The sequence below is a fragment of the Afipia sp. GW823-FHT06G09 genome, assembly GCF_058794875.1.
On record NZ_JBXAHF010000003.1, the window covers coordinates 330477 to 354150 of the forward strand.

The 23674-nt window shown below is 61.9% G+C and carries 23 protein-coding genes and 1 tRNA gene; 13 read left to right on the forward strand and 11 right to left on the reverse strand.

From position 1 onward, the window contains the following. The first annotated feature begins 26 nt into the window (after window positions 1-26). The gene (locus AC1Q67_RS13960; RefSeq protein ID WP_446071945.1) at window positions 27-785 is read left to right on the forward strand and encodes a sulfite exporter TauE/SafE family protein; all 759 of its coding nucleotides are present in this window, start codon (window positions 27-29) and stop codon (window positions 783-785) included. 83 nt (window positions 786-868) lie between these two features. Here AC1Q67_RS13960 and AC1Q67_RS13965 read toward each other — a convergent pair whose 3' ends face one another. From AC1Q67_RS13965 to AC1Q67_RS13985, 5 genes are all read right to left on the reverse strand, one after another. Continuing rightward, window positions 869-2620, reverse strand: coding sequence for an ABC transporter ATP-binding protein/permease (locus AC1Q67_RS13965; RefSeq protein WP_492236003.1), 1752 nt, complete (start codon window positions 2618-2620; stop codon window positions 869-871). A gap of 56 nt (window positions 2621-2676) precedes the next feature. Further along, window positions 2677-3516: an FkbM family methyltransferase gene (locus AC1Q67_RS13970; RefSeq protein ID WP_492236005.1), complete on the reverse strand. Its 840-nt coding sequence runs from the start codon at window positions 3514-3516 to the stop codon at window positions 2677-2679. A gap of 911 nt (window positions 3517-4427) precedes the next feature. After that, window positions 4428-6605, reverse strand: coding sequence for a xanthine dehydrogenase family protein molybdopterin-binding subunit (locus AC1Q67_RS13975; RefSeq protein WP_492236007.1), 2178 nt, complete (start codon window positions 6603-6605; stop codon window positions 4428-4430). A 2-nt stretch (window positions 6606-6607) separates the two neighbouring features. After that, on the reverse strand, window positions 6608-7069 hold the full coding sequence (locus AC1Q67_RS13980) for a (2Fe-2S)-binding protein (RefSeq protein ID WP_492236008.1): 462 nt from the start codon (window positions 7067-7069) through the stop codon (window positions 6608-6610). Window positions 7070-7086: 17 nt separating this feature from the next. After that, entirely contained in the window at window positions 7087-7284 is a 198-nt protein-coding gene (locus tag AC1Q67_RS13985) for a hypothetical protein (RefSeq protein WP_492236010.1), read from the reverse strand. 162 nt (window positions 7285-7446) lie between these two features. Between AC1Q67_RS13985 and AC1Q67_RS13990 the strand changes: the two genes are divergently transcribed. Further along, the gene (locus AC1Q67_RS13990) at window positions 7447-7611 is read left to right on the forward strand and encodes a hypothetical protein (protein ID WP_492236012.1); all 165 of its coding nucleotides are present in this window, start codon (window positions 7447-7449) and stop codon (window positions 7609-7611) included. A 90-nt stretch (window positions 7612-7701) separates the two neighbouring features. Here AC1Q67_RS13990 and AC1Q67_RS13995 read toward each other — a convergent pair whose 3' ends face one another. Then, window positions 7702-8301: a TetR/AcrR family transcriptional regulator gene (locus AC1Q67_RS13995; protein ID WP_492236013.1), complete on the reverse strand. Its 600-nt coding sequence runs from the start codon at window positions 8299-8301 to the stop codon at window positions 7702-7704. 159 nt (window positions 8302-8460) lie between these two features. On the opposite strand from AC1Q67_RS13995, the gene AC1Q67_RS14000 reads away from it, so the two are divergent. The 3 genes from AC1Q67_RS14000 to AC1Q67_RS14010 are packed head-to-tail and all read left to right on the forward strand — an operon-like array spanning window position 8461 to window position 11827. After that, complete coding sequence (locus AC1Q67_RS14000) at window positions 8461-9672, forward strand: HlyD family secretion protein (protein WP_492236015.1); 1212 nt, start codon at window positions 8461-8463, stop codon at window positions 9670-9672. Between the two features lie 4 nt (window positions 9673-9676). Beyond that, window positions 9677-11287 carry an MDR family MFS transporter gene (locus tag AC1Q67_RS14005; RefSeq protein WP_492236017.1) on the forward strand — a complete coding sequence of 537 codons (1611 nt, stop codon included), beginning with the start codon at window positions 9677-9679 and terminating at the stop codon, window positions 11285-11287. A gap of 54 nt (window positions 11288-11341) precedes the next feature. Beyond that, window positions 11342-11827: a hypothetical protein gene (locus AC1Q67_RS14010; RefSeq protein WP_492236019.1), complete on the forward strand. Its 486-nt coding sequence runs from the start codon at window positions 11342-11344 to the stop codon at window positions 11825-11827. A gap of 284 nt (window positions 11828-12111) precedes the next feature. Here the strand turns inward: AC1Q67_RS14010 and AC1Q67_RS14015 are convergent. The 4 genes from AC1Q67_RS14015 to mnmA form a co-directional block, all read right to left on the reverse strand. Continuing rightward, window positions 12112-12188, reverse strand: a tRNA-Met gene (locus tag AC1Q67_RS14015). 147 nt (window positions 12189-12335) lie between these two features. Continuing rightward, entirely contained in the window at window positions 12336-12704 is a 369-nt protein-coding gene (locus AC1Q67_RS14020; protein ID WP_492236020.1) for a hypothetical protein, read from the reverse strand. Window positions 12705-12824: 120 nt separating this feature from the next. Continuing rightward, window positions 12825-13463, reverse strand: coding sequence for a class I SAM-dependent methyltransferase (locus AC1Q67_RS14025; RefSeq protein ID WP_006018900.1), 639 nt, complete (start codon window positions 13461-13463; stop codon window positions 12825-12827). Window positions 13464-13541: 78 nt separating this feature from the next. Next, a complete protein-coding gene (mnmA, locus tag AC1Q67_RS14030) occupies window positions 13542-14717 on the reverse strand; it encodes a tRNA 2-thiouridine(34) synthase MnmA (RefSeq protein WP_492236022.1) in 1176 nt (391 codons plus the stop codon). 305 nt (window positions 14718-15022) lie between these two features. On the opposite strand from mnmA, the gene AC1Q67_RS14035 reads away from it, so the two are divergent. The 8 genes from AC1Q67_RS14035 to flbD all read left to right on the forward strand — a co-directional run bounded on the left by AC1Q67_RS14035 (window position 15023) and on the right by flbD (window position 23087). After that, on the forward strand, window positions 15023-16558 hold the full coding sequence (locus tag AC1Q67_RS14035; RefSeq protein WP_492236023.1) for a flagellar hook-length control protein FliK: 1536 nt from the start codon (window positions 15023-15025) through the stop codon (window positions 16556-16558). Between the two features lie 10 nt (window positions 16559-16568). Then, window positions 16569-17273, forward strand: coding sequence for a flagellar hook assembly protein FlgD (locus AC1Q67_RS14040; protein WP_492236024.1), 705 nt, complete (start codon window positions 16569-16571; stop codon window positions 17271-17273). A gap of 201 nt (window positions 17274-17474) precedes the next feature. Continuing rightward, window positions 17475-17750, forward strand: a complete 276-nt coding sequence (sciP, locus tag AC1Q67_RS14045; RefSeq protein WP_002714638.1) for a CtrA inhibitor SciP — start codon at window positions 17475-17477, stop codon at window positions 17748-17750. A gap of 175 nt (window positions 17751-17925) precedes the next feature. Further along, window positions 17926-19539 carry a flagellar basal-body MS-ring/collar protein FliF gene (gene fliF / locus AC1Q67_RS14050; RefSeq protein WP_492236025.1) on the forward strand — a complete coding sequence of 538 codons (1614 nt, stop codon included), beginning with the start codon at window positions 17926-17928 and terminating at the stop codon, window positions 19537-19539. 6 nt (window positions 19540-19545) lie between these two features. Further along, a complete protein-coding gene (gene fliG, locus AC1Q67_RS14055; RefSeq protein WP_024575923.1) occupies window positions 19546-20646 on the forward strand; it encodes a flagellar motor switch protein FliG in 1101 nt (366 codons plus the stop codon). Next, on the forward strand, window positions 20646-21293 hold the full coding sequence (locus tag AC1Q67_RS14060; protein WP_024575922.1) for a FliH/SctL family protein: 648 nt from the start codon (window positions 20646-20648) through the stop codon (window positions 21291-21293). Before fliG ends, AC1Q67_RS14060 begins: the two co-directional genes overlap by 1 nt. Beyond that, window positions 21290-21643 (forward strand): flagellar motor switch protein FliN, encoded by a 354-nt coding sequence (gene fliN / locus AC1Q67_RS14065; RefSeq protein ID WP_492236026.1) that lies wholly within the window; start codon window positions 21290-21292, stop codon window positions 21641-21643. Before AC1Q67_RS14060 ends, fliN begins: the two co-directional genes overlap by 4 nt. Before the next feature lie 67 nt (window positions 21644-21710). Next, window positions 21711-23087: a sigma-54-dependent transcriptional regulator FlbD gene (gene flbD, locus AC1Q67_RS14070; protein ID WP_492236027.1), complete on the forward strand. Its 1377-nt coding sequence runs from the start codon at window positions 21711-21713 to the stop codon at window positions 23085-23087. A 31-nt stretch (window positions 23088-23118) separates the two neighbouring features. Here the strand turns inward: flbD and AC1Q67_RS14075 are convergent, their stop codons facing one another. Next, window positions 23119-23670, reverse strand: a complete 552-nt coding sequence (locus AC1Q67_RS14075) for an SRPBCC family protein (RefSeq protein ID WP_492236028.1) — start codon at window positions 23668-23670, stop codon at window positions 23119-23121. Between the last annotated feature and the right edge of the window lie 4 nt (window positions 23671-23674).

Genomic DNA, 23674 nt, shown 5'->3' on the forward strand with positions numbered 1-23674 from the left:
TCAACTTTAAGGACCGGAGCAATGCCATGGAGCTGACGATTGTCACGATCTTGGTCGCCTTGGCCGGCATATTCCTGATCGCGTTCATGCGCGGCGCATTCGGCGGCGGCTTCGCCATCATCGGCATTCCACTGCTGTCGCTGGTCATGGACCCGGTCACCGCCGGCGGTCTGCTCGCGCCGCTCTTTATCGCAATGGATCTGTTCGCACTGCGCTACTGGAAGCCCTCGACCTGGTCGAAGCCGGATCTGATGATCCTCGTGCCGGCGCTCGTGATCGGCATCGGGTTTGGCTATCTGCTGTTTCGCATCCTTGACCATCGTGCCATCGCAATCATGATGGCCATCATTACGCTGGTCTTCGTCGCTCTCTGGCTACTGCGGGGGGCGGACGTGACAACGCAGCCGCGGTCGACGCCAAAGGCGATCGCGGCCGGCTTTACATCCGGAATCACAACCATGGTGGCCCATTCGGGCGGACCGCCGCTTGCGATGTATTTGCTGCCGCTGGGCCTCAGCAAGGCCATATACGCCGGCACTACAAGCATGTTCTTCACCGTCGGCAACGCGATCAAGGCGGTGCCGTGGCTGCTGATCGTGAAGCCGACGGAAAACGTCTGGATCCTGATGGGAATCTGCCTGTTTGCGATTCCACCAGGAATCTGGGTCGGATGGCGGCTACATGGTGCGCTGGATCAGCGGCAGATCTATCGGGCCTGTTATGGATTATTGACCGTTACGGCGCTGAAGCTGCTATGGGACGGCGTGTCGGGTTATCTCGTGTGATGGCCCGTGTCCTGCTCGCGTCACATGTGCGCTCGCGCCGCGAAAGGCCATCGGGCCGGACGATCGGGTCGTCATTCAGATAGCTAAGCTACCGTAAGTTCCCGTTCGTCGGCCCAGGACGTACCGATCATCACGCGCCGTGTATGAAAAGCGCTGAGTTCCGCACGATGAGCGACGCTAATGATTGTTGCCTTGCCCATCTCCGCATGAAGAAGCTGCATCATCCGTCCCTGGGTTCGAACATCCAGAGCCGATGTCGCCTCGTCCAGAACAATGATATCCGGCTGATGCAGGAGAAGTCTTGCAAAAGCCAGACGCTGCCTCTCGCCTCCCGACAGGATCTGATCCCAGGGCAAATCAGAATCAAGCTGGGACTGCAGATGCCCCAACTCGACCTTGTGCAACACATTGCCTAGCTGCGATGCCGACCATTTGTCCTGCGCCGCCGGATAGGTCACGGCCCGTCTGAGTGTGCCGTAAGGCAAATAGGATTTTTGCGGGAGCAGCAGCAAACGCCCGGGGCCGACGCCGACATGTCCGCGTCCCCAAGGCCACAGTCCCGCGATCGCGCGAACCAGGGTGCTCTTGCCGACACCCGATTCACCCTCGATCAGAACGCGCTCGCCATGGCCGACCGAAATGCTGAAATCGTCCAGGACTGTCTTGCCGTCATCCAGGGCGACCGACACATTTTCCAGACTGACCGCCGCGGGACCGGTTGTGGTTTCGTGGCGAATGCGATTGTCGGCCTCCTGGCCCGCCGCTTCGAGGCGGTCCATCGACATCATGAGCGACGCCACGCGCGACGCATTGGCCGTCCAGTCCGCAAATCTCGGATAATTGTCCACCAGCCAGCCGAATGCGCTTTGAACAAACGCGAACGCGGACGCCGCCTGCATCATCTGCCCCAGCGTCATGCTGCCCTCGAGATATTTCGGAGCGCACAGCAACAAGGGTACGATCGGGACGATGAGACTGGAGCCCTGAGAGACGACTGTTGCACGAACATGCTGACCGGCAAGCAGCGACCAATGACGGATGACAGCAGAGAGCGAACGATCCAGCGCCTGGCGCTCCTCTTCTTCCCCGCCGAGAAGCGCAATGCTTTCGCTGTTCTCCCGCACCCGCGTCAAGGCATAGCGATATTCGGCCTCGACCTGATTCTTCCGCTCGACAATGGATACGAATCTTCGGCCGATAAAGATCATGACGCTGCTGGCCACCACCGCATACAGAAGCGCGGCAACCACAAGAAAACCGTGAACTGTGATTTCCACGCCGATATTGAACGTCACTTGTCCGCCGATCGTCCACAGAACCGCAATGAATGTCGTCGCGGAAAGAAACGCGGAGATAATGCCGGCGACGAAATCAATCGGCGCGTCGGTCGCAATCCGCAGATCGTCGGCGATACGATATTCGGGGTTCTGGTGATTTCCGCGTGCAAAATTGAGCTGATAGTGACGCCGGTCAGCCAGCCATCGGGCGGTCAGCCGCGATGTCATCCACGCCCGCCATCGCCGCTGGAGACCCATGCGGATCGCCACCTGGGTCACGCCAAACAACAATGCGCCGCTGACAAGCGGAACGAATATCAAGGTCAGCTGCACGACTGACGCGTGATCCTTCCGCTCGACCGCATCGAACAGCGACCGGTTCCAGATGTTTATTCCGTAGTTGAAGCCGAGTTGAACGAGAATAAGAATGACCAGGCCCGCGCTCATCCATAGCGCGTGGCGGTCGCCCTCGCGGAGATCCCAGAATCCCCGGGCACTCCGCCAGAAGCGGAGAAGAAGCTCTTTGCGATCGGCCGTATTGTTACTTGAATCAGGCATCGGTCTCACCTCAGCCAGAGAACGCAATCTGCGGCTTTGAAGCCGCAGGTCAAATCTCACCTCAGAAACTTGCCGTTGAGCAATTCAGCATCGGCCTGGGGCACGAACATGTAGTCGCACTCATTCGCGTTCTCCCAGGTCCAGATCTTGTTGGGAATCTCCGGCATGGTGGCCAGTCCCGCAAATCGCTGATCGTCCGCGCTCTTCAGCACATTCAGGCAGGAATAGCCGACGCGGGAGAGCCACGAAGCAAGAGCATCAAGACGCTGCTGATGATCCACCGCCCCAACCTTATGGTCTCTATGCAGCACCTCACACAGAACCCACGGCTGATCTGTCTTGATGCTTGCTTCCATGCCCTGGAGCGCCGGAATCTCCGCACCTTCGACATCCATCTTGATCAGTCCGATCTTCCGGATTTCCAAGGCGGCGCGAATATCATCGAACCGGTAACACGCTGCAAACTGCTCCTTCCAGCTTCGGCCGGGGCGCAGATGCATATCGAGGCTTGCGGACGTATCCAGCTTTTCCTCTGGATCAAGCAGAAGTTTTTGAAGGACATTTCTGTCGGAGAGACCGGCCGGCACAATTCGACAGTCCTGCCTCCGTGTCGAGGCGATGATGTCACTCACCAGACTGGCGCAATAATAATTGGGCTCGAAGCCCACATAGCCCGACGTGCGAGGCACGGAAAGATAATCCAACAGGGTTTGGCCTCGATTGGCCCCCACATCAATGAAGGCCTCGTTGCGCAGCACCAGCAACCTTGAAATGAGGTCCGTTTTCCAGTCTGGCCGCCAGTCGGCCATGGCGGCGGTCGCGGAAAGCCCGGAGAATGAAAGAAATTCACCCTCGACCGGGTCGAGCACGTTCTTCCCAATACCGTTCGTATTCACCAAACGCTCCTCGCCAGAGTTGTCCGGTGCCTTGATCGTCGCATACCTGCGCCGGCATCAGGGTCGATGCATTCCAGCATGTGAACGCCGAAAAAACTACAGCAATTCTGGAGAAATCGCAGCGCAGGCATCCGGCACCATCCGTGAAAATGCCGCTCGATCCAGTCGATCGAACGGAATACGTCTCGCAATCGCCCATCCATGCGCCGCTACCTTTATTTGCTGCGGTCTCCTTACTGTCCTGCAATTGGACAAGTCGTCTTTCGGAAAGCATTGCCGCTTTTCAACTTTGCACGCCACGCCATTGACCCGCCCTTCAACGAACGACGAAATCTGGCTCCCCGGCGGGCATTGGCAGCAATTTGCGCCGGCGACCGGCGCCTTCGATTCTCAAAACTGTTGCGTGGTAACTACGGCAATCCGCTCGAAAGATGCTGATGGAAATATCGCAACCGCTGCGGCAAGGATTCCATGATGAAGGCAAGCGCAAGCGAAGCAATGAGTCAGCATAGGTCAGGGGCTGATCGTGCCGTTGGTCCAGCCGCCCTCGCCACAACCGAGGAACTGCGAGGCCCTTCGTCCTGAAGCGCATCCCAGTGCTCGGCGGGCTTGCCGTTCTCCATGCGGGCGACGTCAGCCGCAATCCATGCCGCAGGGCAGCCATGGCCGGAGAACCGTGCCGGCACGCGCCGCTCGAATTACCAGAAGCCGTTCCGCTTTGTCAGATACTCGCTCGCGAGTTCCCCATGTTTGACGCGATGTTGGACGTTATCGTCGCAATCGGAGCTCGGAATGTTAATGAAACGAAAGAAACGCCAGATTTATGAGGGTTTCTTGCGCAAAACTGTCGTGCGCCCAAGTTATCGACGGTTTCTTCCTGACCAATAACGTCCCCATTGATTCCTCATGGGTTAGGTCTGCTTCAACAACGCAGGATCGACCGGCATCTTGCGCAGCCGCTTGCCCGTCGCCGCGAAGACGGCGTTCGCGATGGCGGGCACAACTCCCGACGTCCCCGTTTCGCCCATTCCGCCGGGCGGTTCGGAGCTTTGCACGATATGGACCTCGACGGCCGGCGCCTCGTTGATTCGCAGCATCTGATAGGTGTCGAAATTGCCTTGCTCGACACGTCCATCCTTGAGCGTGATTTCGCCGAAAAGCGCCGCAGTCGCACCGAAGATGGCTCCGCTCTGCACCTGCGCCCGCACGGTGTCGGGATTGACAACCGAGCCGCAGTCCATCGCACAGACGATCCGCTGGATACGGACGGTGCCATCCTTGGCCACTTCCACTTCGGCAACCTGTGCGAGATAGCTGCCGAAAACGAACTGCAACGATACGCCGCGTCCGCGTCCTTTCGGCAACGGTCCTCCCCACCCGGCCTTCGCCGCGGCAAGATCCAGCACGGCTCTGGCGCGCGGTGACTTGGCGAGCAGCGCGCGCCGATACTCGACCGGATCCTGCTTGGCGGCCGCGGCCAGTTCATCGATGACGCTCTCCGTCACGAAGACGTTGTGAGAGGGGCCGACGCTGCGCCAGAACGCGGTGGGAATGCCGGGCGGTTCGACCTGGACATACTCAACATGGAAATTCGGGATATCGTAGACGAGTTCGATCGCGCCTTCGGTCGTATCGGGATCGAGGCCTTTGTTGAATGCCGGAGGCAGCCATCGCGCGATCACCGAAGAGCCGGCGAAGCGATTGTTCCAGGCGACCGGCTTGCCCGTCTTGTCGAGGCCCACCGAGATCCGATCGAACCAATAGGGGCGGTACATGTCGTGCTGGATGTCTTCCTCGCGCGTCCAGACCACCTTCACCGGCGACGCGACCTGCTTCGCGATTTCAACCGCGCGAATCACGCCATCGACTTCCAGTCTACGTCCGAACCCCCCACCGAGCAGATGATTGTGCACCACCACCTTCTCTAGCGGCATGCCCAACGCGTTCGCAGCCACGGCCTGCGCACGTCCCATCACCTGACTGCCGACCCAGATTTCGCAACCGTCCGGCCGGACATGAACCGTGCAGTTCATCGGCTCCATGGTTGCGTGTGCCAGGAACGGCACCTGATAGGTCGCTTCGACCTTGGTCGCCGCGCCCGCCATCGCCTTGCCAACGTCGCCAATATTCTGCGCGACAGCACCGGACTTGGTGGTAGCGCTTTCGAGCTCGCGTGCGATATCAGCCGTCGCGAGCTTCGCATGCGGCCCCTCGTCCCATTCGATCACGAGCGCCGCCAAGCCCTTCTTGGCGGCCCCCATGTGGTCTGCCACGACGGCAACGGCGTCATCGAGCCGGACAATCTGCCGAACGCCCTTGACCGCCTTGGCCGCGGTGTCATCGACACGCTTTACCCGCCCGCCGAATACAGGTGACTGCGCAAGCGTTGCAACTTTCACACCGGGCGGCCGTGCGTCGATGCCATACAGCGCCGTGCCGTTAATCTTGGAGGGCGTGTCGAGCCGTTTCGCGGGCGTTCCGATCAGCTTGAAATCGGCCGGCTTCTTCAACGCTACATTCTCGGGCACAGGCACCTTCGCCGCATCGGCGGCCAGCGTGCCGTAACCAAGGCGACGTCCTGATGCCTGATGATGTACTTCGCCGTTTTCAGCCCGGCAGGAAGCCGGATCAACATTCCAGCGCTTCGCCGCCGCCGCGATGAGCATTGTTCTCGCGGTCGCGCCGGCCTTTCGCATCGGCTCCCAGGCGCCTCGGATCGCATTCGAGTTGCCGGTCGCCTGAACACCGAGCAGCGGATTCATGTAGATCTTGTCGTTTGCCGGAGCATGTTCCAGACGCACCTGATCGAGCCCTATCTCAAGTTCTTCGGCGATCAGCATCGGAATCGAGGTGTAGGTGCCCTGTCCCATTTCGACATAGGGCATGGTCAGGATGATTTTTCCGTCGCCGCCAATCCGGATGAAAGCATTTGGCTCAAAGCTGTTGGCGTCCGACGCCTCGCTTTCGCCAATTGCGCACGGCAAGCTCACGCTGAGCAGCAAACCGCCGCTCGCGAGTGCGCTGGCACGGAGAAAATGACGCCGCGACAGGTCGGCTGCTGAACGTTCGAACATCATCGACTTGAGCATGATTAGCCTCCCGATTGCGCGGCTTGCTTGATGGCTTCGCGAATGCGGCTATAGGTGCCGCAGCGGCAGATATTGCCGGACATCGCGTCATCAATATCGGCATCGGTCGGCTTCGGCGTACTCATCAGCAAGGCTGAGGCCGACATGATTTGCCCAGACTGGCAATAGCCACATTGCGGGACTTCGTGATCGAGCCAGGCCTTCTGAATTTTCTGACCCGCCAGCGTCTTGCCGATCGCTTCGATGGTCGTGATCTTCGAGTCCCCAACACTGTCAACCGACGTGATGCAGGAACGGACGGCGGAGCCGTCGACATGAACAGTACAGGCGCCGCATAGCGCCATGCCGCAACCGAACTTCGTGCCGGTCATGCCGAGCACATCGCGCAGCACCCATAGCAGCGGCGTGTCCCCGTCGACATCGACGGATTGGCGGTTTCCGTTAATCGTGAGTTCGAAAGCCATCAGGACCTCCTCGATAACTACGTTGATTCAGTTTTGACCCGCTGCGCAAACTGCGCGTCATTCCAGTCGTTGAGCGCAATCGGCGGCATTTCGAAGCGATCGCGCGTTTTGGTATACCAGGGGCCTTCCATGCGGCCGATCAGGTCCAACTTGTTGGCATCGACATATAGGCGTTCCGCATCGATGACCGCCTCATCGCGGACGTGAACCATCACGATCTGGCCAAGCTCAGTCCGTAGCTACCGAGCGCGATCTCCTGCATGAACAAACATTCCATCGAAACCGGGGCCTGCGCAAGGCCCGGAACGGCAATACGTTCGGATGGTGCGAGGGACAGCCCCGTCTCGGCTGGCTTTTCAACGCCTCTCGGAAAAGCGATGGACGCAACACGCATCTGCTGCGCGAGGCGAGAACGGCACCAGATTGACAACAAACTGCTCGGCTTCCCGGATGTTGGTGCGGGTGTCCGGGCGGACTATGGATTGCTGACGCTGACGGCGCTGAAAAAATTGTGGGACGGCGTTTCCGGTTATCTCGGATGATGCGATCACATCGCTTGGCCCTTCACGCCGTTCGGCATCCAGGTCACCAGGCCGATAACTAAAGTTCATCACCAGGAGTGTAGCGGTCGCTTAACGTGCGCATCCCTTCAGGAAAAGCCGGGCGACGGTCCGCGCGCGCCGTTCGATCTCCTTGTGGCCGGGAACGGCCGCATGACCGAACATCGCCGCGCGCTGCGGCTGGAACGCGAACATGCCGAGCAGCATACCGGCGGTATCCGCGGCATTGCCGATCTCGATCCGGCCGCGTTCGGCTTGCGTCTTCAGCCAGCCGGCAAGCGTGTTCTCGGTACGCTTGATCGCTTTGTTGTAAAACGTCTCTGCGATCTCGGGAAATTGTTCGCTCTCGCTCAGGACCATTCTTTGCAACGCGATCACGGTGTCGTCGAGAACCAGTTCGCCGAAAATGACCAGCGCTTCGGTCAACGCGGCCTCGATGTCGCTGCCGTCGCACGCGCGCAACCGGATTCGCGCGGTGAACTGATCGAGGCCATCGGTGATGATCGCCTCGAACAGGGCGGCCTTGTTGGGAATGAGCCGGTAAAGTGTTTTGGTGGACACGCCGGCGCCACGCGCCACGCTCTCCATGCTGGTGGAGGCATATCCGCTGGTATCGAATTCTTCCCGGGCCGCGGCGATGATCACGGCGCGCGTTTCGTCGTCGGAACGCACCTGCGGCCGTCCGCGGCCGCGCCGCACTCTCCCCGTTTCTCCCGGTCTTGTGATCGCCATCGCAAGCCATGCCTTTAAATGATGACTGTCATTCCATTGACAGTCCCAACATGGCCCCTATTTAAGAAAATATCAAGTTTCCTAATTGTGAGGCTCGCCATGAGCACCCAGACAACCGCATTGAAGGCCGTTGAAAATCTTCCCCCGGAACCCACTCAAAAGGCCGTTTCAGCTCCGGAAACAGCCAACCCCGCGGACGCCTCAGCCGCAAAGTCCGGGACAAGGGGCCGGGTCCGGCGCGCCCTGATCGCCGGGGCTGCGGTCGCCCTGCTCGCCACCGCCTCCTGGTACGGCTGGGACTGCTGGACTGTCGGCCGCTTCCTGGTCTCGACCGATGACGCTTATGTGAAGGCTGACAACACCACGATCGCCCCGAAGGTGTCCGGCTATCTCGATCTGGTTCCGGTCCGTGACAATCAGCAGGTAAAGGCCGGGGATGTCTTGGCGCGGATCGACGACCGCGACTTCAGGGTCGCGCTCGATCAGGCCAAGGCCGATGTCGCTGCCGCGGATGCTGCGGTGGAAAGCAAGCGCGCGCAGCTCGACGTGCAGCAGGCGGTGATCGACGCGGCAGAAGCGACGCTCAATGTCGACATCGCGACGCGGACCTTCACCGCTCAGGAAAACAAGCGATACAGCGATCTCGCGGCAACAGGCTTTGGCAGCGTGCAGAATGCACAGAACGCGCAGGCCCGGGACGGCACAGCCATTGCGACCATCGCGCGTGACAAGGCGAACCTGACCTCGGCACAAAAGCAGGTCGAACTGCTCAAGGCCGAACTCGCGCAGGCGATTGCAGCCAATGCACGCGCCAAGGCGCAACAGCGGCAGGCCGAACTCAACCTGTCCTATACAACGATCACCGCTCCGATCAGCGGCGTCGTCGGCAATCGGACCCTTCGTGTCGGACAGTTCGTGCAGGCCGGCACGCAACTGATGTCGCTGGTACCTTCGCACGGCGCTTACATCATCGCGAACTACAAGGAAACGCAGCTCGGCAATGTGCAAGCCGGCCAGCCGGTCGACGTCGAAGTCGACATGTTCCCCGGCAAGGCTGTGCATGGCCATGTCGACAGCCTCGCTCCGGCCAGCGGCCAGGAATTCGCACTGCTGCCGCCCGACAACGCCACCGGCAACTTCACCAAGATCGTGCAGCGCATCCCTGTGAAGATCGTCCTCGACAGCGTCGATGTCGACCTGAGGCCCGGCATGTCGGTGATCCCGAGCATCCAGACCAAGGCCACGATCGAGGCCGGCCTGAAGCCCGCGACCCGTCAGTCCGCCAAGTCAGAGCTGGTTTTGAACAGGTGACGTCATGTCCAGCCTCACCCTCTCCGGCTCTGCGCCCCAAGCAACTCCCGCACCGGCTGTCCTAGCCGAACGGGCCAGCGCCACCGTTTGGGTTGCCATCCTCGCCGCCATGATCGGCGCGTTCATGGCGATTCTCAATATCCAGATCACGAATGCCTCGCTGCTGAATATCGAAGGCGGCATCGGCACCGGCGTCGATAACGGATCCTGGATCTCGACGTCCTATCTGATCGGCGAGATCGTCGTGATCCCGCTCACCGACTATCTCAGCCGCGTATTCTCCTTCCGCAACATCATGCTGGGTTTTGCCAGCCTGTTTGCGGTTTTCTCCGTGGCCTGTGCGTTCGCCACCGACCTGCCGACGATGATCGCGTTTCGCGCGTTTCAAGGCTTCTTCGGCGGCGTGCTGATTCCCATGGCCTTCACGCTCGTGTTCACCAGGCTGCCGAAGGGACAGCAGCCGATCGGCCTTGCGATGTTCTCGCTCGCGGTAACCTTTGCACCGGCGATCGGCCCCACCATCGGCGGCTATCTCACCGAGAACTACGGCTGGCAAACCATCTTCTTCGTCAATGTCATCCCCACAGCGGTGATGGTGACGACGCTGTATCTCACGCTCGAACCGCAGCCGATGAATCTCGGACTGCTGCGCGAAGGCGACTGGTTCGGCATTGTCACCATGGCCGTCGGCCTCTCGGCGCTGCAATCGGTGCTGGAAGAAGGCAACAAGGACGACTGGTTCGGCTCGCCCTTCATCGTCAAGCTGGCCGTTGTAGCCGCCGTCAGCCTGTCGCTGTTCGTCGCCAACGAATTGCTGGTGGAAAAGCCGCTCATCCGTCTGCGCCTGCTCAAGATCCGCAGCTTCGGGCTTGGCACACTTGCCGCGGTCTTCATCGGCTTCGCGCTGTTCGGTTCGATCTATCTGTTGCCGGCCTATCTCGGCCAGGTACAGCGTTACAACGCAGAGCAGATCGGCACGGTGCTGGCATGGACCGGATTGCCGCAACTGCTGCTCATTCCGCTGGTGCCGAAGCTGATGCAGCGCTACGACATCCGCTTCATCGCCTTTGCCGGCACCGCCATCTTCGCCGCGAGTTCTTTCATGAACACGGCGATGTCGCTGGACTATTCGGGCGATCAGCTCTTCGGACCGAACGTCGTTCGCGCCGTCGGTCAGGCACTGCTGCTGACGCCACTCAGCGCGATTTCGCTAGGAAGCGTGGCGCCGCAGGATGCGCCCGCGGCTTCCGGCATTGCCAACATGATGCGCAATCTCGGCGGCGCGGTCGGCACCGCAATGCTTTCGACCATCGTCACCAAGCGCGAGCAGTTTCACTCCAACATTATCGGCCAGTCCGTCGATCTCGGCCGTGAGGAGGTTCGCCAGCGGATCGCAACGATGACCGACTATTTCATGGCGCACGGCATGACCGATCCCGCCGGTGCGCGCCATCAGGCGATCATCGCGCTCGGCAAGACCGTCAAGCAGCAGGCGCTGATCATGGGCTTCAGCGACACATTCGCCGTTGTCGGCCTGGTGCTGGTGCTGGCCGGAATCGCTCTTCTCCTGACCGGCAAGCCGAAGGGCGCCGCTGCCGCCGGCGGGGCTCATTGAGGCTGACTGTAATCCTGAAAGTGATCCATCCAACCAGGTAACACGGAGCATACAATGTCCACGATCCATCTCCACCGCACCACCCGTTTGACGCCCGAGCAGTATGTCGCTGGCCTGACCGATTTCGGACCGGGCCGGTCAAAACTCTTTGGCAACAGCGCCGACGAGTATCTCAAGGTTCATCATCATGGACGCACCACAGCCGACGTTACCGAAGGTTCAGGCGGTGTCTGGGAACGCCTGCACTATGACTGGTCCGACCCCAACCGCGCGGTCCTGGTAACGACCGACTCCAATGTCTGGGGCGGCGCATCCGGTCATACCTATACCTTCACACGCCGCATCGACGGCGCGACCGACATCGACGTTGTGGTCGTCCGCCAGGGCAAGAACCTCAAAGGCCACCTGCTCGGCTTCGTGCTCGGAACCATCGGAAAGCGCGTCCTGAGCACCGCGTTTGAAAATTCCGTCAAGGCGATCGAAGAGAGAGATCATGCCGATAGGCTACTCGACAGGGCTCATTCAAACCTTGATGCATAAGGAATCGCAGTCGCATCAACACATCACGATGCTGAAGCAAATGGTTGGAAAGGCCGCGCGAACGAACTGGAAGGGGCAATGTCGAAAAAGGACGCGATCATTGCGGCACAGGCTGCTGAACTCGAAGCAGCCACGGTCGTACTGCGGGAGAACGGTCTCGCGCAAAATCTCGGAATCTGACGGGCAAGAATTTGCCATGCATCCGCGGATGTATCCGTGATACATCCCTCGTTCCGCAACAACGATTAGCTAAATGTATGATTTCAAGGAGTTATGCGGGAATTTGGTAGCGAGAGAGGGACTCGAACCCCCGACCCCAGGATTATGATTCCCGTGCTCTAACCAGCTGAGCTACCTCGCCACATGTCCAGACCGCCTTCGCGGTCGCGAACGGCGGCATATAAGAAGTCACCCAAATGCCTGTCAAGCAACGATGGCTGAAAGCGCCATCTGATTGGCCTTGCATGCGCATTCTCCGGGAAACAGCACGCGCGAAAGCGGAAAAACCTTACTTTGGCCGCACCGATGGATCGCCTCCGGGGCTCCCGGGCGGCGGAATCACCGGCATGGTCCCGCCCTGAGGGGTCGGCACGTGCATCTCGGGGTCGACACCCGGCGGAGGGCACAGCACGCCATCAGATTTCGCCAGCCTGTCGCCAAGGGATTCGGGGGCGCGCCCCGTCGTGGTCCCGCGCGGCGCGACGGTCCCTTCGTGCGGAACAGCCTCGGTCGGCGTGCAGTTCGACGCTGCGCGATCGGGGTTTGGCGGCGCAGTTTGCGCCGGCGGCGTCGCTGGCGCGGGCGGCGCCTGCGCAAAGGCCACAGCAGGCAACACCACCAGCGCGGCGCTTATGGCAATCGGAAGTTTCATCGTCATGGATCGGAAACGGCGTCGCGGCGCGGATGTTCCGGGCATGATCCCGAAAAGCGGGAACCGGTTTTCGGATCAGATCATGCCCGAAAAATAGAAAGCGACCGATATCAGGTCGGGTGCCGATCAGCCCTTGCGATAGCGGATCAGCGAAAAGTGCCCCATCGGCGCCATCGGACGGCGCTCGACCAGTGTCACGCCGCCATGTTTCGCAGCCCAGTTCACCAGCCGTGCCCACGGAAATTCTGGCCGCCAGCCAAGCCGCCGCGCCAGCGGCGCGAACGCAAGTTCGAAGATCTTGCGCGGGCCGCTTTCCGCGCCGATGTGATTGACCAGAATAAGTTCACCGCCCGGCTTCAGCACGCGCATGAAATCGTCCAGCGTCGCTTCCGGGTCCGGCACCGCCGTGATGACATATTGCGCCACGACCGCATCGAACGTGCCGTCCGGGAATGCGAGGTTCTTCGCATCCATCACCGACAGCGTTTCGACATTGGTGAGGTTTTGTGCGCGCACGCGCTCCTGCGCCTTGCGCAGCATCGGTTCGGAAATATCGACGCCATGGAGCTTTGTGGTGCGCGAATAATCCGACAGCGACAATCCTGTTCCGACGCCGACATCGAGCACGCGGCCGCCGATCGCATCGGCCACCGCGATGGTCGACTTGCGGCCCTCGTCGAACACCTTGCCGAACACCATGTCGTAAACCGGCGCCCACGCGGCGTAGGCCTTCGCCACTCCGGCACGATCGATGTCGTTGGTCATGTCCCCGCCCCGTTAGGCAACACTTGTTCTTGTCCGGCACGATCAGCCGGAAGTCCCTTATTCTTGAAGGACCAGACGTTATCCGGCAAGGGCTTCGCGCTGACGCGGCACTGACACAAGGTCGCGCGGCGCGGCGCTGATGAAACCGCCGCCGAGCACGCGCGCCTGTCCCGCAGGCGCATCGTAGAACACGCAGGCCTGCCCCGGCGACACGCCTTCCTCGCCGTCCACGAGTTCGACTTCATAAACCCCGCCGACGCGGCGCAGCCAGGCCGGCTGCGCCGGACGGGTGGAGCGCACCTTCACGAACATCTCGAGGCCGTCGCCGATCGCAGAATTCAGATCGCCGCCGCCGATCCAGTTGACATCACGCAACAGGATGCGCCGCACGTTCAGCGCCTCGCGCGGACCGACCACGACACGGCGCGTCTCCGCATCAAGCTGCACAACATACAGCGGCGCATGCGCCGCGATACCGAGGCCGCGGCGCTGGCCGATGGTGAAACCGACGATGCCCTGATGGCGGCCGAGTACACGGCCTTCGAGATCGACGATATCGCCCGGCTCCATCGCCTTCGGCTTCAGCCGCTCGATCACATCGGTGTAACGGCCGGTCGGCACAAAACAGATATCCTGGCTGTCGTGCTTGTCGGCAACCGACAATCCGAAGCGGCGCGCCAGTTCGCGGGTTTGCGCCTTCGTCATGTCGCCGAGCGGAAAGCGAACGTCGGCAAGTTGATCCTGCGTGGTCGCGAACAGGAAGTAGCTCTGGTCACGGTCGGCATCGGCCGCGCAGACCAGCGCGCGCGATCCATCCGCCAGACGGCGCGACGCGACATAGTGTCCGGTGGCGAGCGCCTTGGCGCCGAGTTCGCGGGCGGTGCTCAGCAAATCGCGAAACTTGATCGAGCGGTTGCACTCGATGCAGGGCACCGGTGTCTCGCCGTGCACATAGCTCTCGGCGAAGCTCTCGATAACCGACTCGCGGAAACGGCTCTCGTAATCCAGCACGTAATGCGGAATGCCGAGACGCGCGGCGACATCACGCGCGTCGTGAATGTCCTGGCCCGCGCAGCAGGCGCCCTTGCGGTGGGTCGCGGCGCCATGATCGTAAAGCTGCAAGGTGATGCCGACCACGTCGTAGCCTTCGGCCTTCAGCAGCGCAGCGGTCGCCGACGAATCGACACCGCCGGACATGGCGACGACGACCCGGGTGTCTTCCGGGCGACCTTCGAGGTCGAGGCTGTTGAGCATGGCAGGGCCAATCTTGCTGTTGCCGGAACCGCTTGGGCAGCCCGCAACCGGTCATTTCAGAGTTTGCACTTTACTTATAGTCCGACCCTAGCCGAGGCAATCACGGTCGGCCTTGATCCATTGCAATTAAACCCGGCTCTTTTGGGGGGAAAATCTTGCCGCCGGGCAGAAAGCCCCCGGTTCCGCACTCGCCAGCCGTCGCCCCGCAACCTCATAACCCGTTGAAATATATCATATTTACAATCTACTGCCGGTGGCCCGGTCCTTGCTCAACAAAGACCGCGTAGCAACGTGAAAGGCCACCCGTGTTCAGCGTCACTCCGGAACCTCTCGTCTCCAAGCCCGCTTACGATCCGCAGGCAAAGCAGACCCGCGCCGAACAGCCATCGTCGGACGGCTTCGCCGCTCTGGTGGACAGCAACGCCGCTGCAAGCTCCGATTCCCGCCCGGCGCCAGACAGGCCGGTCTCGCCGCGCCGCGATACCCGCGATGCGCGGCAGGCCGATGCGCCCCCGAAAGGCAGGGACCGGCCGCAGACCGATGGCTCCACCGGTTCAGCGAACAACGAATCCAGCGCCGCGCAGCAGGAAGCCGATCCATCGGCGTCCCCCGACGCAAAGGCCGCCAGTGGCAAGACCGGCGGCAAAGACAAAACCGCGTCCGACGCCACGAAGACCGACGACAAATCCGGCGGCGATGACACAGCCGCGAGTACCGCGACGCCGGTTGTCCCGGCTATCGTTACCGACCCTGTCGCTGTGGTGATCGCTGCGGCGACCGATCCCGCCACCGTGACGGGTGACACTCCAACAGCAGGAACAGCCGCGACGGCAACCGTTGCCATTGCGGGCGCTACCACCGTCACACCAGCGGATGCGTCGGCTGCGCAAACACCCGGGATCGCAGACGCCAAAACCGCGGTAGCAGCCGTCACCACGGACGCGGCGGCCCCGGTTGAAACCTCCGCGCCCGAAACATCCGCTGCGGCGGTCACAGCCGCTGCAACCGTCATCAAGTCCGATGGCGGCAAGACTGAAATCCCTGTGAAGGATGCAGAGACGGCGCCTGCGAAAGACAGCAAGGACGGCAAGCATGCCGCCGACACGTCCGCGGCAAAGGCCTCTACCGATCAGGCCATCAAGCCCGAGACCGCCGCATCGAATCCGGATGACAAGCCGGCGGAGCATGACAAGGCAGCCTCGGAGTCGGGCAAGACCGATGCCGAGTCATCGAAACACGCTGCCAAGGCGGCGCCGCAGGCTGAGCATCGCGCTGCGTCGGCTCCGCAGCCCGCGTTGCAGACCGATCCCGGCTTGCAGGTTCCCACCGGCATTCAGCCGCAACCGGTCCAGGCCCATGCCGCCAATCTGACCGCAGTCCCGGTGCCGGCAGCGAATACAACGCTCGCCGACAGCGCGCCGGTGCCGCTGAACGGCCTTGCCGCAGACATCGCGCTGCGCGCGGCGGGCGGCAACAGCCGCTTCGAGATTCGCCTCGACCCGGCGGAGCTTGGCCGCATCGACGTGCGCCTCGATGTCGACAAGCACGGCAATGTCACCTCGCACCTGACGGTGGAACGGCCGGCAACGCTCGACATGCTGCGCAACGACGCGCCGAGGCTCCAGCAGGCGCTGGAAGACGCCGGCCTGAAGACCGGCGACTCGGGATTGCAGTTCAGCCTGCGCGACCAGTCGTCCTCAGGCCGCGATGGCGATAACGGCTCCGGCCGCAATTCGCAGCGCGTTGTCATTACCGAAGAAGACACCGTCCCCGCAGAGGTCGCGGGACGAACCTACGGCCGCATGCTCGGAGCGAGCAGCGGCGTCGACATCAGGATTTGAGGAGACCATCATGGCGGTCGATGCAGCAACCATGCCGACGATACCGACGTCGGCGCCCGCGACAAACAATTCATCCGGTTCGAATTCGAGCAACTCCAACAGCAGTTCGACCGGCATTGCGGATAATTTTCAATCCTTTCTGATGCTGCTGACCACGCAGTTGCAGAACCAGAACCCGCTCGATCCGCTGGACACCAACCAGTTCACCCAGCAGCTCGTGCAGTTCGCACAGGTCGAACAGCAGTTGAAGTCGAACAGCCAGCTTGAATCGCTGGTCAAGATCGAACAGAGCGCACAGTCGACGCAGGCGCTGGTGTTCGTCGGCCAGACCGTGGCCGTCGACGGCAGCACCGCGCATTTCGACGGCAACGCGACCTGGAATTTCAGCGCGCCGCAGAATTCGAGCGCGACCATCACCATCACCAACTCAGCGGGCCAGACCGCCTACACCGGCAGCTTCGCCATCGGCTCCGGAAATTCCAGCTTCGTCTGGGATGGCAAGGGCAACGACGGCACCAAGTGGCCGGTCGGTGACTACAAGATGACGGTCACGGCCAAGGACAGCAACGGCAAGGACGTCGCGATCTCGACCGAGGTTCAAGGTACCGTTGATTCCGTCGACCTCACCGCAAGCCCGGCGCTGCTGTCGATCGGCGGCAAGAACTACACGGTCGATCAGATCAAGCGTGTCGTGAAGGGCACCGCATCGAGCTGACGATATGACGATCCGCTGACACGGCGCGATCCCGACCCAGACATTTCACGTCCCGCAGGCTGGTTCTTCACGGAACCGGCCTGTCCCGTTTTGGGCAGATCGAAGGAGAATCGTATTGGAGGCTTGGGTTTAGGTAAATTTTAAGCCGCCGGGGGTAGCGTGTTCCCACGAGTTCAGTTGTTTCGAGTTTGTGAGTACACCATGACAGAACCCCACCGCCCGAGGGTGAAGTACGTCATCGGGCCCGATGGCAGTCCGCTGACGATCGCGGATCTTCCCGCGCCCGGTACCAAACGGTGGGTTATCCGCCGTAAGGCCGAGGTTGTGGCCGCGGTTCGCGGGGGCCTCCTCTCCCTCGAGGAAGCCTGCAGCCGTTATACCCTGACGGTTGACGAATTCCTGTCCTGGCAGTTCTCGATCGATCAGCACGGTCTGGCCGGATTGCGCACCACCCGCATCCAGCAATACCGCCAGTAAGCTTCCTACACCATTTCATCGCAATTTTCTGAAAACCGGCCTCCTCGTGGGAAGCCGGTTTTTGGCATTTCCGCTTTTTCTCCTCACCCGTTAACCCTCGTTAACCATATGGAAACCATAGATAGGCAAATTCTGCCCAGTCGGTGAGTGGCACCGAATCTGTGGGGCTGGTTCGTTGCAGGGTCTGTTCTCCTTCCTGAAAGGTCTGGGCGCGGCGCGGATGGCGGCAATGGCCGCCGTAACGCTGGCTCTGGTCGGTTTCTTCGGCTTTGTCATCATGCGCGTCACCACGCCGCCGATGGCCACCCTCTTCACCGACCTCACCTATGAAGACTCCTCGGCGATCATCAAGGATCTGGAACGCCAGGGCATTCCCTACGAGATGAAGAACGACGGCGCCGTGATTCAGGTGCCGAAGGACAAGATCACCCGGCTGCGCATGAAGCTGGCCGAAGGCGGCCTGCCCAAGGGCGGCGGCATAGGTTACGAGATTTTCGACAAGTCCGACGCCCTCGGGTCCACCAGCTTCGTCCAGAACATCAACCACCTGCGCGCACTCGAGGGCGAACTGGCCCGCACCATCAAGGCGATCGACCGGATCCAGGCCGCGCGCGTGCATCTGGTGCTGCCTGAGCGGCCGCTGTTCTCCCGCGAAACCCCCGAGCCGTCGGCCTCGATCGTGCTGCGGGTCCGCGGCGCGCTCGAACCGCAACAGGTCCGCGCCATCCGCCATATCGTCGCCTCCGCGGTCAACGGCATGAAGGCGCAGCGCGTTTCCATTGTCGACGAATCCGGTCAGTTGCTGGCCAACGGCGCCGCCGGCGACGGCGCGGCCGATGGCGGCGGCGACGAGCGCCGCGCCTCGTTCGAGAAGCGCATGCGCGACCAGGTCGAGGCCATCGTTTCCTCGGTGGTCGGCTCAGGACGGGCCCGTGTCCAGCTCACCGCGGACTTCGACTACAACAAGGTCACCCAGACCTCAGACAAGTTCGACCCCGAGGGCCGGGTGCTGCGCTCCAGCCAGTCCCGCGAAGAATCCTCCGCAACCGCCAATGCCAATGACAGCCAGGTCACCGTCAACAACGAACTGCCCGGTGCACAGGGACAGGGCGGCGGCGCCACCCCGAAGGACCAAAGCAAGAAGAGCGAGGAAATCAACAACTACGAGATTTCCCGCGTCACCAAGACCGAAGTGACCGAAGCCGGCCGCGTCAACCGCATCTCGGTCGCGGTGCTGGTCGATGGCAGCTACACCAAGAACGACAAGGGCGAGATCGTCTATGCCGCCCGCGCCAAGGAAGACCTCGACCGCATCGCCGCACTGGTCCGCTCCGCGATCGGCTTCGACCAGAAGCGCGGCGACCAGGTCGAGATCGTGAACCTGCGCTTTGCCGAAGTGCCGTCGGTGATCCCGGCCGAGACGCCGAAGGGCCTGCTCGGCATGTTCCAGTTCACCAAGGACGACATCATGTACTTCGTCGAACTGGGCGTGATGTTCGTGCTCGGCATCATCGTGGTGTTCATGGTGGTGCGCCCGCTGCTCAAGCGCGTGCTCGCGGCAGATGCCGCAGCCAACCCCGCTCCGCTTCCGGCCCTGCCTGAAACCACGCCGGCCCCGACCCATCCGCAGCCGCAGATCGCCAACAATGCGACCGCGCAGATGATCGACGTCGCGCAGGTCCAGGGCCAGGTGCACGCCCAGTCCGTGCACCGCGTCGGCGAACTCGCCGACCGCAACCCGAACGAAACAGCTTCGATCATTCGTCAGTGGCTTTCAGAACCGGCCTGATCCGACATGGCAAACGCACCCGCGCTCACCAACAACAACGCCCAGAACACCAACGACATCGCTGGCGTCGTCGCCACCCTGGCCAGCCGCCAGAAAGGCCGCGCCAAGACCACGCCGATGTCCGGGCCGAAGCGCGCCGCCATCATGATGCTGGCGCTGGGCGAACAGTACGGCGGCAAGATCTGGTCGATGCTGGATGACGACGAGGTGCGCGAGCTGTCCCTGGTGATGTCCTCGCTGGGCACCGTCGAAGCCGACGTGGTCGAAGACCTGATGCTGGAATTCGTCTCGCGGATGTCGGCCTCCGGCGCGCTGATGGGCAATTTTGACGCCACCGAGCGGTTGTTGCAGCAGTACCTGCCTTCCGACCGGGTCAACGGCATCATGGATGAAATCCGCGGTCCCGCCGGCCGCAACATGTGGGAGAAGCTCTCCAACGTGCAGGAAGAGGTTCTCGCCAACTACCTCAAGAACGAATACCCGCAGACCATCGCCGTCGTGCTGTCCAAGCTGAAGCCCGAGCATGCTGCGCGCGTGCTGGCGATCCTGCCCGAGGACATGGCGCTCGACGTCGTCAACCGCATGCTGAAGATGGAAGCGGTACAGAAGGAAGTCATCGAGCGCGTCGAGCAGACCCTGCGTGTCGAGTTCATGTCGAACCTGTCGCAGACCCGCCGCCGCGACGCCCATGAGGTGATGGCGGAAATCTTCAACAATTTCGACCGCCAGACCGAGACCCGCTTCATCACCTCGCTCGAAGAGGACAATCGCGAGGCCGCCGAGCGCATCAAGGCGCTGATGTTCACATTCGACGACCTCGTCAAGCTCGATGCCGGATCGGCCCAGACCCTGATGCGCCATGTCGACAAGGACAAGCTCGGTATCGCGCTGAAGGGCGCCAACGAGACCGTGCGCGACTTCTTCATGGGCAACATGTCGAGCCGCGCCGCCAAGATGCTGCAGGACGACATGGCCGCGGCCGGTCCGGTGCGGCTGCGCGATGTCGACGAGGCGCAGGCGCTACTGGTCAATCTCGCCAAGGACCTCGCGGCCAAGGGCGAAATCATGCTGCAGAAAAACCGTGCTGACGACGAGTTGGTGTACTGATGGGCGCACCCGCAAAATTCCTGTTCGATCTCGACTTCGCGGCGCCGGACGTCGCCAAGGAGCGCGCCGCAACCGCCGTCGAGGTTGCACAGCAGATCGCGGAAGCGGAAGCACGGGCCTATCGCGCCGGTTTCGACGCCGCGCGGAATGAAGCCAAGGCGGAGAGCGACCGGCGCGCGGCGCTGGCGCTCGAGGAAATCGGAATTTCGATCAGGGCCATCGCCGGCCGCTTCTCGACCATCGAGGAGCGGATGGAGACCGAAGCTGTCGATGTCGCGCTCTCGGTCGCCCGCAAGCTGTGCGCGGAGATGATCGCTGCCGAGCCGCTCACCGAGGTCATGGCGCTGGTCAGCGACTGCTTCCGTCATCTGACCGCAACCCCTCATATCGTGGTGAGGATCAACGACTCGCTGTATGACGCCGCGCGCGCGCAGATCGAACAACTGGCGAAGCGCAACGGCTTCGAAGGAAAGCTCGTGATCCTGGCCGAGCCGGACATCGCCAGCGGCGACTGCAAGATCGAATGGGCCGACGGCGGCGTGACCCTAGATCGCGCCACCATCGATGCGAAGATCAATGAACTCGTGGGGCGCTATCTCGCGTCCCGCAATCAGGCCGGGCTTCCCGGCCATGAGGACCGACCATGAGCGACACAGACAGCACCGTCCCGCTTCCCGATCTCAACGCCGCCGATACGCCGGTCGCCAATGATCAGAACTATTACGACGACGACGATCATGTCGGGCGAATTGCCGCCGATCTCGAGGCGGTGTTCGACGTTCCGGTTCAGGTCTCGGCGGTCCTCGGCCGCTCCAAGATGGACGTCGCCGATCTGCTGCGGCTCGGCCCCGGCACCGTGCTCGAACTGGACCGCCGCGTCGGCGAATCCATCGACATCTACGTCAACAACCGGCTGGTCGCGCGCGGCGAAGTCGTTCTCGTCGAGGACAAGCTCGGCGTCACCATGACTGAAATCATCAAGGCGGAACGCGCCTGACCGTTTGAACAAGTCGAGGCCGAAAATGGCCCGAACCACTTGCAAGGTTTAATAACAGGAGACCACCATGCGGCTTCTCATCGTTGGCACACTCAAGGGCCAGCTTACCACCGCCACCAAGATCGCCATGGACAATGGCGCGACGGTGACCCACGCCGAGGACAGTGAACAGGCGATGCGTGTGGTGCGCGGCGGCAAGGGCGCCGACCTGCTGCTGGTCGATGTCGCCCTCGACATCCGCGATCTCGTGATCCGGCTGGAAGCCGAACACATCCATGTTCCGATCGTCGCCTGCGGCATCACCACCGATGCGCGGGCCGCGGTCGCCGCCATCCATGCCGGCGCGAAGGAATACATCCCGCTGCCGCCCGATCCGGAGCTGATCGCCGCCGTGCTCGCCGCCGTCGCCAACGACTCGCGCGACCTGATCTATCGCGACGACGCCATGGCCAAAGTTGTAAAGCTGGCACAGCAGATCGCAGGCTCTGATGCATCAGTGATGATCACCGGCGAATCCGGCACCGGCAAGGAAGTGCTGGCACGCTATGTTCACACCCGCTCCAACCGCGCCAAGAAGCCGTTCATCTCGATCAACTGCGCCGCGATCCCGGAGCATCTTCTCGAATCCGAACTGTTCGGCCACGAGAAGGGCTCGTTCACCGGCGCCATCGCACGGCGCATCGGCAAGTTCGAGGAAGCCACCGGCGGCACGCTGCTGCTCGACGAAGTCTCGGAAATGGACGTCCGCCTGCAGTCGAAGCTGCTGCGTGCGATTCAGGAGCGCGTCATTGACCGCGTTGGCGGCACCCGTCCGGTGCCGGTGGACATCCGCATCATCGCAACCTCGAACCGCAATCTCGCCGACGCCGTCAAGGAAGGCAAATTCCGCGAGGACCTGCTGTTCCGGCTCAACGTCGTGAACCTGAAAATTCCGGCGCTGCGTGACCGCCCCGCCGACATTCTCGAACTGGCGCAACATTTCGCCAAGAAGTATGCCGACGCCAATGGCGTGCCGCTGCGGCCGATTTCGGCGGAAGCGCGCCGCGTGCTGACCACCAATCGCTGGCAAGGCAACGTCCGTGAGCTGGAAAACACCATGCACCGCGCGGTGCTGATGGCCAGCGGCGACGAGATCGGACCGGACGCGATCATTTCGCCGGACGGCGACCGTCTCGACACGGCGAAGACGCCGCCCGCGGTGGCGCATGCAACCTTCGCCGCCGAACAGGTGACCCGCGCGCTGGTCGGCCGCACCGTGGCCGATGTCGAACGCGACCTGATCCTCGAGACGCTGAAGCACTGCCTCGGAAACCGCACCCATGCCGCGAACATTCTCGGCATCTCGATCCGCACGCTGCGCAACAAGCTCAACGAGTACGCCGACGACGGTCAGCCGATTCCACCGCCGGGCTCCGGCGAACTGCGCGGCGTGGCCGCAGCCTGATCACAACTGAAAGAATTGAGCCGGCGCGGGCCTATTTCTGCGTCGGCTTTTTTGTGTCCGCTTCCACCAGTTGCTTCATGCTGGCCAGTCCCTTTTCCATCTCACCGCCCAACACCTTGTCCATGCTGACGAACATGCAAATCGCCTTGGCGATGAAATCGTTCTGGCCGGAGATCGTCCAGGACACGGACGTAGCACCACCTTCCGGCTTCAATGAAAAGTCCGAATAGCTGGTGCCGACGAACGGTTTCACGAAATCCGTCTTGATCTTCACATGCTCGCCGGACTGACTTTCCGTCAGCGTCATGCGGCCCTCGCCCACCTCGTTGTTGCCCGACCATGCGAACATCGCGCCCTTGCCACTGGCGGGTCCGTCGAACGACACTTTCGCCTTCGGATCACGCTTGGCCCAGGGCGACCACGCCTGCCAGCGGCGCAGGTCGTCGATCTGCGCGAAAACATCCGGCGCGGGCGCGGACATGACCGTGGTGCGCGAGACCCGATATTCGGACGGCTGCAACAGGATCAACGCGAGAAATGAGCCGATGGTGGCGATCAGGCCGATCAGGACCTTCTGCATCATGATG